This is a genomic window from Azospirillum thermophilum, assembly GCF_003130795.1.
GTDB classification, from domain to species: Bacteria; Pseudomonadota; Alphaproteobacteria; order Azospirillales; family Azospirillaceae; genus Azospirillum; species Azospirillum thermophilum.
This window is the reverse complement of record NZ_CP029353.1, coordinates 24,369-40,231: the sequence shown is the minus strand read 5'-3', so window position 1 is coordinate 40,231 and position 15,863 is coordinate 24,369. Positions and strand designations below refer to the sequence as shown.

Annotated in this window: 13 protein-coding genes; 4 read left to right on the top strand and 9 right to left on the bottom strand. The window is 62.7% G+C overall.

All coding sequences use genetic code 11. The features are described from left to right. Positions 1–66: 66 nt before the first annotated feature. From DEW08_RS30630 to DEW08_RS06220, 8 genes are all read right to left on the bottom strand, one after another. Entirely contained in the window at positions 67–402 is a 336-nt protein-coding gene (locus DEW08_RS30630) for a hypothetical protein (protein ID WP_146214643.1), read from the bottom strand. Positions 403–505: 103 nt separating this feature from the next. Next, the gene (locus DEW08_RS06240; protein ID WP_211107158.1) at positions 506–2,599 is read right to left on the bottom strand and encodes a DUF3987 domain-containing protein; all 2,094 of its coding nucleotides are present in this window, start codon (positions 2,597–2,599) and stop codon (positions 506–508) included. Then, positions 2,592–2,909, bottom strand: a complete 318-nt coding sequence (locus tag DEW08_RS06235) for a hypothetical protein (protein WP_146214642.1) — start codon at positions 2,907–2,909, stop codon at positions 2,592–2,594. Before DEW08_RS06235 ends, DEW08_RS06240 begins: the two co-directional genes overlap by 8 nt. Next, positions 2,906–3,184, bottom strand: coding sequence for a helix-turn-helix transcriptional regulator (locus DEW08_RS31650; RefSeq protein WP_211107156.1), 279 nt, complete (start codon positions 3,182–3,184; stop codon positions 2,906–2,908). The genes DEW08_RS06235 and DEW08_RS31650 overlap by 4 nt, the downstream gene beginning before the upstream one ends. A 97-nt stretch (positions 3,185–3,281) precedes the next feature. Continuing rightward, positions 3,282–4,064, bottom strand: a complete 783-nt coding sequence (locus tag DEW08_RS30625) for a hypothetical protein (protein ID WP_146214641.1) — start codon at positions 4,062–4,064, stop codon at positions 3,282–3,284. 234 nt (positions 4,065–4,298) lie between these two features. Continuing rightward, positions 4,299–7,820 (bottom strand): type ISP restriction/modification enzyme, encoded by a 3,522-nt coding sequence (locus DEW08_RS06225; protein ID WP_245986603.1) that lies wholly within the window; start codon positions 7,818–7,820, stop codon positions 4,299–4,301. Between the two features lie 179 nt (positions 7,821–7,999). Further along, complete coding sequence (locus tag DEW08_RS32085; RefSeq protein WP_245986432.1) at positions 8,000–9,229, bottom strand: restriction endonuclease; 1,230 nt, start codon at positions 9,227–9,229, stop codon at positions 8,000–8,002. Between the two features lie 114 nt (positions 9,230–9,343). Further along, positions 9,344–10,645, bottom strand: coding sequence for a tyrosine-type recombinase/integrase (locus DEW08_RS06220; RefSeq protein WP_109325363.1), 1,302 nt, complete (start codon positions 10,643–10,645; stop codon positions 9,344–9,346). A gap of 451 nt (positions 10,646–11,096) precedes the next feature. Here DEW08_RS06220 and DEW08_RS06215 point away from each other — a divergent pair, with 451 nt between their 5' ends. The 3 genes from DEW08_RS06215 (at position 11,097) to DEW08_RS06205 (ending at position 13,838) form a co-directional block, all read left to right on the top strand. Then, complete coding sequence (locus DEW08_RS06215; RefSeq protein ID WP_146214640.1) at positions 11,097–11,870, top strand: hypothetical protein; 774 nt, start codon at positions 11,097–11,099, stop codon at positions 11,868–11,870. Beyond that, complete coding sequence (locus tag DEW08_RS06210; protein ID WP_109325361.1) at positions 11,837–12,490, top strand: hypothetical protein; 654 nt, start codon at positions 11,837–11,839, stop codon at positions 12,488–12,490. The genes DEW08_RS06215 and DEW08_RS06210 overlap by 34 nt, the downstream gene beginning before the upstream one ends. A gap of 94 nt (positions 12,491–12,584) precedes the next feature. Continuing rightward, positions 12,585–13,838 (top strand): multidrug effflux MFS transporter, encoded by a 1,254-nt coding sequence (locus DEW08_RS06205; RefSeq protein ID WP_109325360.1) that lies wholly within the window; start codon positions 12,585–12,587, stop codon positions 13,836–13,838. Positions 13,839–14,093: 255 nt separating this feature from the next. Here the strand turns inward: DEW08_RS06205 and DEW08_RS06200 are convergent, their stop codons facing one another. Next, entirely contained in the window at positions 14,094–15,017 is a 924-nt protein-coding gene (locus tag DEW08_RS06200) for a replication protein RepA (RefSeq protein ID WP_109325359.1), read from the bottom strand. 541 nt (positions 15,018–15,558) lie between these two features. On the opposite strand from DEW08_RS06200, the gene DEW08_RS06195 reads away from it, so the two are divergent. Further along, entirely contained in the window at positions 15,559–15,855 is a 297-nt protein-coding gene (locus DEW08_RS06195) for a hypothetical protein (RefSeq protein WP_109325358.1), read from the top strand. Positions 15,856–15,863: the final 8 nt, after the last annotated feature.

Here is a 15,863-nt window from a genome sequence, read left to right as displayed (position 1 = left end):
CAGGACGGCCACAGCCCGCGCAACATCCGGGGTCCGGCCGCTCGCCATGCCAGCGATGCCACAGGTTCAGCGCGATCCCCCATACCCGCCGGTCTGCGGCAGCAGCGCCAAGGGCGGGAACGCGGCGGGCGATTTCGGTTCGGAACCATGCCAGCCAATCCGCCGGTTCCGACTCGGGAGACGATGGGGGCGACTGGTGTCGGCGACGGTTCCCCAGTCGGACCACTGGTCGCCCGCACCGTCCGGGGCAGGTGAAGCCACCCCTGTCGTGGTTGAAATGCCATCCGCAATATTCGCAATATCCGCAGAAATGGCGGCCTGTTCCGATTTCTGCGGATTGTGCGATTTCTGCGGATCGTGTTTCGGGGCGGGAGCAACGCCCATAATCGCGCGCCAACTCATCGCCAACCCCCGACGATGTCCGGGCGTACCGTCACCATGGGCGACGGTGGGCGGCCCCGGCCGGATGTGGTCGGTTCGGCGATTTCGACGTATCCGCGTTCTTCTAGGGCTTCGAGTGCAGCCCGGACCATCGCCACGCGGGGAAGGAGCCTTTGAGCGCGTTGAAGGCGTCGCGTACGGCGAAGCATTCCCGCCGGCCGGCATTGATCCATTCCCAGACCTTGCGGGCGGCGGCTGTGCCTTCATCGGCTCCCATGAGGTCCAGGGCGGCACGGGAATGTTTGGCGAACACGGCCATGATGTTCAGCGCCCGCGCCATGGTGTCGAGACTGATATCCCGCCCCCAGGCTTGCGCCTGTACCGTCTCGATGACATGCAGCACACCGGCCAGCCGGATGGCGGCACCCGGCGCCTTGCCGGCCCAGTCGGTCGCATGCTCGAATTCCCCGCCCGGCCGCATGGTGGTTTCGATATGGCGGGCAAAGGCCAACCACTCGGCACAGGCGTCGGGAGCCAGCCGCAGCAGGTGCGGGCGTTCCTCTCCCTCATCGCCAACGGCGGGAGGAACGTCGAGGATGGCGCATAGCCCGGCCGCGTAGGCGCTGGCGACGCGATCCGGCATCGGGGGAGCGTTCAGCGTCCGGTTGCCCAGCGGTGACGGCGGGAGCAGGAACAGGAACCGCCCCAGCAACCCCCGCCCCCGAAACCCCGGCTTGCTCGATAGCCCGCGTAGCACGTCCGGTTGCGGGGACAGCCCCACCGTCAGCAGCGGGTGCGCCAGAAAGACCGGCGGGCGTCCGGCGCGGTCCACCCGTTCCGAGTCGCCCGAGTGCGCCTTTAGGATCAGGTCAAGGTTCGGCACTCCACCACTGTAGCGTCCGGCCAACAGGTCGAAGATGCCGCCTTCGCTGGAAAGCCACGCGATGCGTTCGCCATGCTCGGCCAGGATCATCCCCAACCTTTCGGGCGTCACGTCGCTGGTCCATAGCTGCGGGGCACGGGGTACTTCCGGCATGTCGGCTTCGATGGCGGCGGCTTGTGCGGCAAGGTCGCGGGCTTCCGTGTCGTCAGCGGCCTTTGCCGCCTTTGCCCGAAGCTCCTTTGCCCGAGCTTCTGCCGTCTTCACGTCCGATATGGCGGCCTTGATGGCATCGGCCAGCCGGTCGGCTTCCTCCCGTTCCCAAGCCAGCAGCGGGGCGGCGGCGTTGGACTGAACCGCAGACTTGCGATTGCCGGGCGGCAGTGCTGCGGCAATCCAGAGGTTCGTCGGCTCGAAATAGCCCGGCCGGACCATGACGCGGAACCGGCGGGCGGCGGCAGTGGCACACGCGGCCAGCACCATAGCCGCAGCAAGCTCCACAGGGGTTTCGGTCGCATCCGCCAGCCACGCGGCGAACTCACCAGCCCAACAGGGCAACACGGCCCGGTCGAGTCGCGGCAGCGTTGGTGCGTCCAACTCCACCAGCGGCGGCCAGTCATCTCCGCCAATACCGGGCGGGCCGAAGCCCTCCACCTGCCGCGCGCCGTCCAGCATGGCCCGCAGGTCTTCGGGGCTGGTGTCCGGCGGCGGATCGTCCGCCAAGTCCCACCCGGTCGGCCATTCGACCATGGGCGCGTCCACCATGCGGACGGAAGCCGCCCCGGCGGCCAGCGCCAGCCGGGCAACCTCTTCGGCATAGGCGCGGCCCGGTTCGTCGGCATCCGGCCAAACCGTGACGTGGCGTCCCCGCAGCGGGGTCCAATCGGCCTTGGTGGCGGCCTTCGATCCGCCGGGGCTGGTCACGGCCACATGGTCGGGGAACAGCCGTTCCGCCGCGTCCGCCGTCTTTTCCCCCTCCGTCACCAGAACCGGGGCATCGGGACGGTCGGCCATCCGGTCGAGTCCATAGAGCGGACGGGAAACCGGGAGCGCCTGCCAACACCATGCGGTTTCCCCGGTCGCGCCGTTGCGGCAGTAGGTGAGCGGCAGCACGTCCTTGCCGCCCTCATGGTCGAACCGGCAGACCAGCCCCAGTAGCTTGCCGGCCGGGTTCCGGTACGTCCATTTGGCGGACGGCTTGCCCAGCCGGTGCGGCGGAATGCTGCGGGGGGCGTCCTCCGGGACGGGGAGGATCGTTTCCCATATCGGCCGGGCGCTGGCGGCGGGGGCCAGCGTCGCCCGTTCCGCCACGGTCAAAGGGGCGTAGGCGTCAACCATGGTCCACCCCCAGCATGCGGCCCAGCAGCCGGGCGGCCTCGATTTGGGACACCCTCTCTTTGGCGGCCACCAGGGACACCGGGTCCGCCCCGCCGATGTCGGCGGAGAAGTCCCGCCAGCAGCCCTTGCGGTACGACACCCGCAGGGAGCGGCCCGGATCGCCGTTCAGGTTGCCAATGACGAATTCGGCCCCCTCCCGCTTCCCGGCGGGAAACAGGCGGGCCAGGATGGCGGGCAACGCGGCCAGCGCCGCAGCGTTCACCCGGTCGAACGATACCGGCCGGGGGGAAGGCATTGGACGAACTTTCATCCGTTCGCCCCTCCCGCCAGTTCGGCGGCCCGATGGGCGTAGGTGTGGCGTTCCTTCCAGGCAGCCACATCGGTTTCGGCGTAGCGGATCAAGCGCACCCCGATCCGAACCCAGGCGGGGCCTTCGCCAGTCACGCGCCAACGCTGCAAAGTCCGCGTGGTTACGCCCAGCAGGTCAGCAACTTGGCGTTCATTGAAGAAACGGGAACTGGCGCATTCAACAGCGGGGCGCGCGAAGTTCTTTGTTAGGAGCGGGATATGTGATGTGTCGGTCACTGCGTGCCTTCCATCGGCTGGTGTCGATGGAAGGCAGTGTGTTGGATTGAGCTTCTAGTTTCGGCCGGAATGGTTGGAATGGTTGGCGTTAGCGATGCTAATCCATGTCACCAAGGACGTCGATGATACGTCGTGCTCTGTGGCGTAACTCGCTATTGGCGGGTGTGTCGCCATTGTTTTTATCTGCGAACCATTGTGCCATTATCTCTTCAAGGCGCGCCTGTTTGCCGCGTTCATTCACGCCCTTTCCTTCGGGAAGTCCATTTAAGTCGGCTAATTTTATTAGGTGAATTAGGGCGCCCTCCCAGTCCCAGCGTTTTGCATATTGACGTTTGTCAGAAGTTTTTTCAGCTTTCACTTGCTTGATAGGTTCTATCCCCCCAGGATCACCTATCAGCCACAGTATATGCTCTTTTGAATGATATATTTCTGACGAATAATTCACGTATTCTGTAATAACTCCTTCTGACAATTTGCTATATCTGCGAGTTCTTATAAGAACTCTTGCTCCGCCATTTTGTGTTCCCCAAAAGAATTCTTCTTTCTCACTGATTTCTCCGTCCTTCTGTGTATCGCCAAGCAACGTGGGGAGCGTGGAAAGTTTCTCTGTGTCAATAGTTATCTCTTTGTCAAAATCCATTATCGGAACAACATCATCTTCAATAATGTCAGAGAAGGTTCCCTCATTGTTTGTTGACGCATTCACCACTTTGTATCGAGTGACTTGCCTGTAGAATGCAAAAATGCCTCGACTCTCTGAAAGAGATTTTATCCATTTTTCCGCCTGCAACTTGTGTATTGGGGCGGTTCCCCCAAAGCACGGCGCTAACAAATTAACTGCTTCATACGAAGAAATTAAAGAAAACTTGAACTCAGGCATGCTTTTATTCCATGTTTTTATGGTGCTGTTTGGGGAATGTTGTTGATATTTCCTGTGTAACCATCCTGAGGAAGCCAAATTTTCATGTTCTACCTCGCGATTAAACGAGGCAGAGCACCTGCGGAACATGACGTTGTGCGAATGGAACTCAATTTTGCCTCAGAGGTATCGCTTTTGCGGGAAAGGGCCAAGCGGCTGGCCCCATCCCTTCACCGGATGCGCCGATGGTCCCGGTTACGACAGGTCGCCCAGTGGGGGCAGGGCGCGGACGATCTTCATGGTTTCGAGGCTCACGGTAATCACCCGCTGCAACAGCTTCAACGGATAGGCCGGATCGCCCACGGTTTCGATGGCGTACAGGTTGGCGTCATTCACGATGCCGCTGGCCTTGTCGGTCTTCACGCATTGGCGTTCCATCACCCAATCAATCGCCGACTTGCCGTTGACCACATAGTCATAGGCTTCCAGCGGAATGCCGGTCACGGTGATGTTGGCGTTGTAGATCACCGTCGTCTTGTCCAGCTTCGGGCGCTTGCCAGCGAACTTCATCTGTTCCACCCGATAGAAGCTCTGCGGGTCGGCGGGCGGGGCCAATCCGACATCGCCACGGGTGAAGGTCAGCGGATAGGGTTCCACGCTCTCGTAATCGACGTGAAGCGTACCCAAGGCCCGCCCAGCCTCGACGAAGGCCCGGAAGTTGGCATAGGGCTTGACGGCGGGGATGCGCGGCAACTGTTTGGACAGGTTGTCGGCGTACCGATCCCGATATTCCTCCGAATGCAGCAGGCCATAGACGTAATAGAACAGGTCGTCTTTGGTGATGGACTCGCCTGGATAGGCGGCTTGGAAGTGCGCCAAGCCTTCGTCCGTGATGGCGTCGCGACGGGTGTATTTATCCCCTGCTGTATTGGGGGCGCTATCGAACAGTCCACGTTGCGGGGCATCGCTGGCCTTTACCGTTACCTCTTCATAAAGATAGCGGGGAAAGCACTGATATCCTCCCATTCCAGGCGCAAGATTAAGATCAGGGATTGAGCCGAGCATCAGCGCAGAGAACCCTTTGTCTCCACCTTTGCCCGGAACACATATCACTTGATTTTTTACCGATGCATCCGGGTAGATGCGCGGAATTTGATAGATCATGTCGTTAAAATGACGACTGCAATAAAGCCAGGATCGAGTAAATGGCCGATAGATACTTGGGAGAATCCGAGAACCATCAAAATTATGCTTTTTTCCTTTCGCGATATCACTCTTAAGGCCCCGACTCCAGCTGATTTTTGACGGATCACTGTTGACGAAATCATCTATAAGTTCATCGCGCACATTTCGATCTTTCCCGAAATGCAATGCGGAAAATCTATCGACTTCATGGTTATAAAAATTGATCATCGCACTCATATTGGATGCAAGAGAATTGTAACTGAAATTGTAACACCACGCATCTCGTGCGGTTGCTATTCCTCTTGAGAAGTTAGAAAATACGGCTGCGGCCTGTTCACTCTCTTTGTCTCCGATTGCTATAAACGCATCGAAGCTTTTGTCTCTCTGCCCCAGCCAATCGCCATGCACGTCAGGCGTGATATTTTTCCAGCCTTTCTTTTGGTCAATCCCGCCAACACTGCCGAAACGAGATACGATAGCCAACTTTTCTTCTCGGGTTAGATAGTCTCCAATATCATGTAAACGAATGTGACATTGGGTCGTAATGCTTGGATTTTTCACCAGCAACGTGATGGCTACCGGCGTCCGGCTGCCACTGCCAAAGACCTTCCCCCCTTCTTTCTTGGATCGCTCACCGGAAGTCCTCTGATTTCCGCGCAAGTGAAAGACGTGAATACTTGAGAATTCATCGCTCAAGCATTTCCGAAGCCCATCGGTCGTGTTGCCGTCGAGCCAACCGGCGTTGGAAACGTAGGCCACAACGCCAGCATCTCCGATGCGATCACTAGCCCAGCGGATGGCGCGGATGTAACTATCATACAGTGCGTTTTTGTTGGTCGCACTTGAGCGCGCTGCATAGGTATCACGGATCTTTTGATCAAGCTTTGGATATCCCAAATTTGCAGCGTTGTCGTTCGAATTGCCTTGCCCTGCGGAATAAGGAGGATTGCCAACGATTACCCGAATATCCAGATCTTTTTGTCGGGTGCGGCGATTGCTATTATCCGCCATCAAATCACTGACCAAATCCTTTTCCTGCTCATAAAGCTGGAATGTATCAGTCAAGCAAATACCATCGAAAGATACATACTCCCCGCCCATGATGCCGTGATACACCGCTTCGATATTGATCGCGGCGATGTAGTAGGCCAGCAGAACCATTTCGTTGGCGTGGATTTCGTGGCGGTACTTGTGTTCCATCTCCTCCCGGCGGATCAGACCGGATTGCAGCAGGCGGGTGATGAAGGTTCCGGTTCCGACAAACGGGTCGATGATGTGAACGCCCTTGCTGCCCAGCGTCTGGCCGAACTCCGATTGAAGAACCTCATTCACAGAATGAATGATGAAATCGACAATCTCGACGGGGGTGTAAACAATCCCCAGCCGTTCGGTCATCTTCGGGAAGGCATTGCGGAAAAATTTGTCGTACAGTTCGACAATGATCTTCTGTTTTGCTTCCGCCTTATCAATTCCAGCCGCGCGGCGCCGCACGCTGTCATAGAATTTTTCGAGGCTGGCGGACTCCTTGTCCAGATTGTGTTCGTCCAGGGCGGCCAACACGCGCTGCATCGCCACCGACACCGGGTTGCTTTGGGCGAAGCTGTAGCCCTCGAACAGCGCATCGAACACCGGGCGGGTGATGATGTGTTGCGCCAGCATCTCGACGGCTTCGGCCGGGGTCACGCTGTCGTTTAAATCGTCGCGGATTTCGGCCAGGAAGGCGTCAAACGCCTTGCGTTCCGGGGTGCCGGGCTTCTCCACCAGGGCGGTGATGCGGGTGATGTGGGTTTGGGCGATCTTGGCGATGTCGGTGGCCCAATCCTCCCAATAGTCCCGCCGTCCGCATTTCTTGACGATCTTCGCCATGATGGCGCGGGAAATCTCATCGAAGACGAAGGAGGCTTGCGCCGGGCCGGTGTCCTGCGGCCGGTCGTCGCCCCGGTCATCGTCGCTGTCGGACGACGGCTTGCCGCCAACATCGGCCTTGCCCGTGCCCTTTTCGGTGGCTTCGGGCAGGTCCTTGACCACGGCCACCACTTCGATGTGATCGGACACGTCAACGCCCAGATCAACCTTGTTGATCATGGCGTCAAAGCGTTCGTCGTGGGAGCGCAGGGCGTTCAGGATTTGCCAGACCACGCGGTAACGGTCGTTATCGTTCAACGCCTCTTCCGGCGTCACCCCGGCCGGAACGCCCACGGGGAGGATGACATAGCCCAGCTTCTTGTCGGTGGCGCGGCGCATCACCCGGCCGACCGACTGAACTACGTCAATCTGTGACTTGCGCGGATGCATGAACAGGATGGCGTCCAGCGCCGGAACGTCCACCCCTTCCGACAGACAGCGGGCGTTGGTCAGGATGCGGCAGGCGTTGCCGTCATGGTCTTCCTTCAACCACTCCAACAGCCGGTTGCGGTCCTTGGCGTTGAAGGTGCCGTCCACATGCTCCAACTGGCATTCCAGCACTTCGTCATCGGCCGTGGTCGCCTTGCCTTCGTCAGACTCCAGATATTCGGCGACGACTTGGGCGAATTCCTGCTGGATCAGCTTTGACGTGGCGATGTCCTTGCAGAAGGCCAGCGCCCGTTTCATCGGCTGAGTGTCGGTCGGCAGGTCGCCATGCAGACCATGCTTGGTCAGCGCCTTGTAACAGCCGATGATCTTGGTGGCGTCGTCCAGCTTCAGTTCGGACGTTCCATCGGCCAGACGGCGTTGCACGCCGCTGCTGACCAGGGTTTCGTCTACCGCCAGCACAAGAACCTTGTAGTCGGTCAACAGCTTGTTCTCGACGGCCCAGCCGAACCCACGGGTGAACAGGGTTTTGCCGTAAAGCGTCTCGTCATCCATCGAACACAGGACGGCGGATGCTTCATTGGCCTTGCTCTTGACCGCATCGCCGAACACGCGCGGGTCGCGGTCATGTAGAGCCGCTTGGCGCCCGCGATGAAGTCTTGGTTGTGGATCTTGACGAAGTTGCTTTCCTCGTCACCGTCCAGCGTCGCGCCCGTCGTGCGGTGGGCTTCGTCGCAGATGATCAGGTCGAACGCGCCCAGACCGTGCCTGTTCTGTGCGTCGGAAATGACCTGAATGGATTGGTAGGTGGAGAACACCACGGTCATGCGGTCGGGGGCCGGCTGCGCCGCGCGTTGCGCCAGCTTGGCCGCGTCGGTGGTGGCGGGGTAATCCAGATCGTGGGTTTCGATCTCGGCAACGTCGCTGTTGGAGCGGCGGCGCTTGCCGACCTGCACATCTGAACAGACGGCGAAGGCGCGCAACGGTAGCGCCGCGTCGATGGTCCATTCGCGGATGGTCTGACTCATCAAGGCCAGCGACGGGACCAGAAACAGCACGGTCTTGCCGGTGCCCGCCAAATCCTCGGCGATCTTCAAGCCGGTGAAGGTCTTGCCGGTGCCGCACGCCATGATCAGCTTGCCACGGTCGGCCTCTGCCAAGCCGTTACGGACGGCTTCCAATGCCTCTTGCTGGTGGGGGCGGATTTCCTTCTTCGGCGCGAGTCGGATTTCATCGCGCAGCAGGTAGGCCGACCAATCAATCGGGCTGTCGCTCAGCCGGTCCAGCCCGATCCGGGACACTGGCTTGTCTTGATCCTCCAATGCCGCTTCGGCGTTGGTTCCCCAAGGCGCGTCCGTGGTGTCGATGATCAGGCGGCGCGTGAACTTCCGCACCCCGGATGCGGTAAAGAAGCTGTCCAGGTCCGCGCGCTGTATCCGGTGTCCGGTCTGGTAGAACTTGCACTGGATCGCGCAAAAGCTGTCTTCGTCCTTGATCTTGGCGACCGCATCAATCCCGGTGTCCTTGGCGTTCAGACCGTTCCGCGTGGCCCATTCCGAATAGAGCCATGCGTCTTCGTATTCCTGCCGCATGCCCGGATCGTTCTTGATGAAGGCCACGGCGAAGCGCTCGAAATACCCGCCCTTCTCACGTTCCGTTTGGGCATAGGACCGGAACTCTTCAAGGAGTTGAGCAAGGGCGGCGTTCATTATGAAAAATCCTCACGAACGGACGAAAAGCGCCTCCTTCATGCCATAGCGGTTACGCGGAAAGATAGTCTCGCAAGATCGGCTATGCGCGCCGTTCCATACGGTCCAACGTGGTCAGGCGCTCCGCACCGGAAGGGGTACGATGTTGCCGGTTTCCGACCGTTTGCCGTCCACACAGGCCAGGACATGCTTCCCCCAGGTTTCCAGGGCGGCTTTGCGTTCGGGCAGGAAGGCGTTGCGCTGGTAGACGCGGCCCACGTCCGACAGCCCGCCCGCCGCGACATGGTTCAGCAGCTTGTCCGCGACATGGGGGGAGAAGCCCGCCCCGGCCAGCCAAGTGACGCAGGACCGGCGGAAATCATGCAGCCGCCATTCCGGCATCGGCTTCGGCGGCTTCCTCCCGGCTTTCTCCGCCAGCGCGATCCGGTGTTTCTCAACCGCGATGGTTAGCCGCTCCGTAGCCTTGGAAAAGCCCGACGCGGGGGTTTTGCCGGTGGTGGTGAACAGCAGGTCAATGGGGTGTCCCTCATCGTCCTGTTGCCGGGGGACGGTCGCCAGAACGGCGCGGGCTTCGTCGGACAGGTGAACGACATGGGGCTTGCCGTTCTTCGCCCGGTCGCCCGGCAACGTCCATACGGTCATGTCGTCGCTGATTTCGGACCAGCGCATGCCCGCCACCTCATCGCGCCGTTGCGCGGTCAACAGCAGCAGGCGGACCAGCGGGGCGAAGGGATAGCCCAGCGTCCCGGCGGCCTCGTAGATCGCGCCCACCTCCTCATCCGACAGCACCCGATCCCGCGCGGTGATGGCGGCGGGGATGGGAAGCCCCTGGAATGGGTTGGCGGCCAGCCGGTCACGCTTCACGGCCCAGCCGAAACAGGCGCGGCCATAGGCCAGCGTGCGCCCGGCCATGGCATGCTTGCCGTTCTTCACCAGGGCGTCGAGGGTGCGCACCGCGTCGGCGCGGGTGATGGCGTCGGCCCGCCGGTCGAGGAAGGCGGCGAAGACGGTGGACACCGCGCGCACCGCTTCCTTGCGGTAGCTGTCCCGCCGGCTGACCAGCCCGAGCTTGTCCCAATCTTCCAGCAGGACGCGCAGCGTGAGCTTTTCGGCTTGCGCCTCCGTCGCGGCGGCTTCACGGGCGGCTTTCAGGTCCGCAGCTGGGTCCGCACCCTTCGCCACGTCGCCCAGGATGCCACGGGCGGCTGTGCGGGCTTGGTCGAGCGACAGGCTTCCCCAGCGTCCCAGGGGAACGCGGCGCTTCTGTCCGGCCACCGTGTACTGAACGAGGAAGGTCTTGCTACCGGATGCAGTGATACGAACGCCCAGCCCGGACACCGTGTCATCGAACACCAGCCGGTCGCGCTTGCCCTCTTCGCAAGCCAGCGCCGCAATGGTCCTTTCAGTGAGCTTCATGTCTTCCCCCGGACGTTTCAGCGGACCTACAGCGGACCCGTAGCGGACCTTGCGGACCCGCATTTAGTGTCGCCCTGTGTCGTCACAGAGTCAGAGGGTAACTCGAAATAAGACGACATATCAATGTGTTTAGCGGGGTCCGCGTCGGATTGCGTCATCCCGTTTCGGTATGGAGCGCCTTATTCGTAATCAGTAGGTCCGGGGTTCAAATCCCTGTTGCGGCACCAGTTTTCAAGGCCCTGAAACGCCACGCGTTTCGGGGCCTTTCCATGTCCTGATCGCGGTGTCCTGGTTTTGCCGGGCCCGCGGGGACCGGTGCTCCCTGGAAGCTGCAGGCCGTGCTTGCATAATTTCCCGCCAAACGCAGCGACCGGTCTGTACTTCGGAAAAATACGCGCCGTTCCGGTTTTCCCCTGTATTGAACGACCATCCCATTGTGACAGAGCAAAAAATGACCATAGGGAAGAAGCGGGTAATTATTTCTGGTTTTGTCGTTTTTTCGATCTTGTGTTCATTGTTTTACGCGGCTCACATCCGGCCACCGGAGGCAGAGGCCGGGGACAGTCCGGAATATCTGCTGGAAGCCTACCACATCTATAATCATGGTGTGTTCTCGTCGTCCCCGTCCCCCGATGGCGCCACTCCCGGCATCGGCAGGGAACCGGGCTACGCGACGGTCCTCGCGATGATCATGGCGGTGGACCCGGCCTTTTCCCGGTTCATGCCCGACTGCGTGGAGGAGCCGCGGAGCTGTGACGATCGCATCTATCGCGCTCCGCAATTGGCGAATGCCGTCTTGATCGGCCTCGCCGGCCTCACGCTGTTTGCCGCAACCTGGCTGCTGACCGGCAGCCCGCTGGCCGCGACGGTGGCGGGCGGCTATCTCCTCCTGAACCTGCAGATGCACAAGGGATGGTACTACATCGCCTCCGACCATCTTGCGCTGTGGCTGCTGACGCTCGTGATGCTCGCCACCGTCTGGGCGGCCCGATCCAAGGGGGGCGGGCGCTGGCTGGTCGTCGGCGGGACGCTGGCGGCGCTGACCTTGGTCAAGGCCGTCTTCCTGTACTTCACGATGCTGTCGCTGGTCGCGGCAGCGGTCGTTGCGCTTGCAAGGCCGCAGACACGGCGTCTGGTCTCTTCGGCCGGACTGGCTGTTTTCGTTGTCTACTCCCTGATGATCGGGGGTGGGTGGCCCGCAACGACCTGTCCGCGGGGCGTCTGACCTTCACGGATTCCCGCTCGGGGATCGCCCTGAGCACCCGCGAAGTCTTCAACCACATGTCCGCGCAGCAATATGCCGCCGCGTTCCTCTACTGGACGCGCGGGTTCGGCGACGACATGGCGATGCGTCTCTTTCCGGCCGAGGTGGTGGATCCCTTCGATCTGGGCCACCCCACCGGATTCTACCAGGTCGGGCAGTTCGGCTACGGACGCCGGGTCGAAGAGCTGAGGAGGGCCAAGGGGCTGAGCGAGGCGGACGCCGTCAAGGAACTGGATCGCAGCATCATCAGGGATATCGTCACGAATCCCGTCCGCTACGTCCTGTCGACCGTTCCGGTTTTCTATCGCGGCATCTGGGTGGATGAATTCATCGTCGTCGGGTTGCCGGCATTCTTCATCGTCCTGTGGCAATCGATCAGAAACCGGAGGATGCTGGTCGCGATCGTCCTCTCGATCGGCATGTTCAACCTGATTTTCTACCCGCTGATCAGCCTGAACATCCCCCGGTACCAGATGACGGCCGTCCCCTCGATCGCCGTGGCGGTCGGGCTGCTGGCGGCGGGGCTGGCAAGCCGCTATCGCCGGCGACGGGCCGGAGACGGGATGCCGGGACTCCGGTAGGCCGGCTGCCATGGGGGCTGCCCTAAGGGCAGCCATGCGGCCGGAGCGACGGTGGCGGCTTGCCGAACCGGTGAGACCGCTTCACAGTCGCGCCATGGCTGACAATTCCTCCTCCTCTTCGCGGACGATCGGGCTCGGATTCGTCGAGTTCGTCGCCCTGACCGCGCTGCTGATGGCGATGACGGCGCTGTCCATCGACATCATGCTGGTCGCCCTTCCCGAGATCGCGCACGAGTACCGGCTGGCCGGGGCCAACGACCAGCAGTTCATCATCACCGCCTACATGCTGGGTTTCGCCGTCGGCCAACCCTTCCACGGGCCGCTGTCGGACCGCTTCGGACGCAAGCCGGTGCTGGCGGTCGGGCTCGTCATCTTCGCCATCGGGTCGCTGGGGGCGGCGCTGGCGCCCAGCTTCGGGCTGCTGCTGGCGGCCCGCGCGCTCCAGGGCTTCGGCGCCGCGGCGCCGCGCATCGTCGCCATCGCCATCGTGCGCGACTGCTTCGTCGGACGCGAGATGGCGCGCGTCATGTCCTTCGTCATGATGGTCTTCATCATCGTGCCGATCATCGCGCCGATGGTGGGCGAGAGCATCCTGTGGGTCGGCACCTGGCCATGGGTGTTCGGCGTGCTGTTCCTCGCCTCGGCCGTCGCGCTCGTCTGGTCGGGCCTGCGCCTGCCGGAGACGCGGCCGGCCGGCGACCGCATGCCGCTGACCGCGGCGGCGCTGGGCAACGCCTTCCACCGGGTGGTCACCACGCGGGTGACGGTCGGCTACACGGTGGCCGCCGGCTTCATGTTCGGCGGGCTGCTCAGCTACGTCGGTTCGGCCCAGCAGATCTTCGTCGACGTCTACAAGCTGGGTGACCTGTTCCCGCTGGCCTTCGGTGCGATCGCGGCGGCGATGGCGCTGGCCTCGCTGACCAACGCGCGGCTGGTCGGCCGGCTCGGCATGCGGCGGGTGTCGCATGTGGCGCTGATCATCAACCTGCTGTCCTGGGGCGTGCTGGCGGTGCTGGGCTTCCCGCAGGAACTGCCGCTCTTCGTCTTCTGCGGCTTCCTCGCCGTCAGCTTCTTCTGCTTCGGCCTGATCGGCCCGAACTTCAACGCGCTGTCGATGGAGCCGCTCGGCCATGTCGCCGGCATGGGCTCCTCCTTCATCGGCTTCTACACGACGGCGGCGGCGGCCCTGTGCGGCTGGATGGTCGGCCAGTCCTTCGACGGGACGGTCCGCCCGCTGTGCATCGGCTTCCTCAGCCTCGGCGCGCTCGCCCTGCTGACCGTCCTGGTGACGGAGCGCGGCCGGCTGTTCCAGAGCCGCGAGCCGGCGGCTCCCGGCGCCGGGAAGTGAGCGCGGTCGGCGATTGCCAAGATTCTCGTTACGCTTTGGCAATCACCGACCGGAATCAGCAGGATTCCCCAAAGCCGAAGCGCCGGAGCGGCTTCCCGCCGCCCGGCGCCTTCCGTTTCCGGCCGCCCCCTGACCGGCGTCCTTGGCGATCGCCGACTCCACCAACCGTCCGGCCAAACCCGTGGCCCGGCTCTTGGCAATCGCCGACTCCGCGCGATTCGCGCGGCCGGAGCCATTGGCAATCACCGGCGGCAATCACCGGCAGGCGATCATCCGCTCGGGAATCGGCGGGGCGGAGGGGCGCAGCATCACGCCGGCCTCGTTGACCTCGACCCGCGCCGCCTCATAGACCGCCAGCGCCAGATCCAGCGCCTCGCGGAACTCCGGCTTGAAGTGCTTCATCGCCTTGTAGCCGCCGCCGAACTGGTTGAACAGCGCGGCCCAGGTGACCGGCGTCGGCTCGCGCAGCACATGCAGCCGGTAGGCGAGCCAGACATAGACGTCGATCGCCATCGAACAGCCGCCGATATGGCGGATCGCCGGCTCCCAGATCGGCACCGGGGAGCGCTTCAGCGCGGTGAAGAAGGTCTCGGAGAGCTGCACCGTCTCCTGCCACAGCGTGCCCTGGCCGTCGTCGTCGCGCAGGCGGATGCCGCCGCTGACGATGTTCTCCTTGGCGAAGCCCTCGGCGCCGTTCTTGTCCCAGAAGAAGGTCAGGCGGCACAGGTTGATGCGGGTCGCCTGCTCCTGCACCGCCTTGTAGGTGGAGCCGCCGGCCGACACCCCCATGCGGTCGAGCCAGGCGTTCATCGAGCGGCCGAGTTCGATCTCCCGGCTGTTGTCCTGGATCGCCCGGGTCTGCAGATACAGCAGGATCAGCCGGGCCTTGGCGCCGTAGGGCACGCCGACATGGGCGAAGCTGCCGTCGCGCTTGCGCTCCCGCCCCGGCTCGATCAGCAGCGTGACGCGCCCCTGGTCGCGGCGCCACTCGACGTCGGCCGGCAGGCGGCGGTGCGGCAGGCTGGTCAGGCAGAATCCGGAATAGGTGATGCCGAGCGCGTTGGATTCCTCCTCCAGCACCGCGGCGGCGACGTCGACGACGCTGGCGCGCTTGGGATCCACGAGGTTGCGCGCCTCTTGCCGGCCATGCGCCATGACAAGCTGATGTACGTCTCCCATCGCGATCTCCCATCCCTTGTGTGACCCCGTCACTGGATCGGAATGGATCATGGGGGCGGCCGGGAGTCCATTTGGCGATCGCCGACCAGGCTATTTGTGGACCTATTTGCTGGAGTCTATTTGCATGGTCGGCGATTGCCAGGGGATGAGCGCGAGTCGCGGTCGGCGTTCGCCAAGGATTCGGTCGGCGTTCGCCAAGCCGGGCTGTGGATTCCGCTCGACTCGACCCCGACTCGATTCCGGCTTCCGCCGCTTCATCCTGGTCGGCGATTGCCAAAGCTTGCCGGTGCCGCCGCGGCGGTCGGCGATTGCCAAATCCGGCCGTCCCGGCTTTCGGGCTCCGGCCGGTCGGTGCCCGGTCGGTGCCCGGTCGGTGATTGCCAAACCCGTGGGGGCCGCCGCCCCATGGTCCGGCCGGCGTTGTCAAGGGCAACTCCGCCTTGCTTTGCCCCGGGCGCCTCCCAATAATCCGGCCTCCATGCCGGGGCCCGCAGCGGGAGCCCGGCCGGGAACCTTACTTCCTGATACGAGGACCAGTGTTATGCGCGCCTTCGACGGCCAGCACTCCGACAACGTCGCCATCAAGCGCACCCGCGAGCAGAAGCAGATCCAGCTTCAGCAGCTCAAGGAGCAGCTCGCGACGCTGAAGTCCCACGCGGCGCCCGCCATCCGCGAGGCGCTGGTGAAGCGGATCGGCGAGCTGGAGGCGGAGCTGCGCCAGCCCCCCAAGCCGCCGCGGGAAGGCCGCGAGGGCCGCGGCGACGGTCCGCGTCCGCCGCGCCGCGAGCCGCGGGGCGATGCGCCGCAGGCCTTCGCCTCCCCCCGCCGGCGGAGCTGACCCGACAC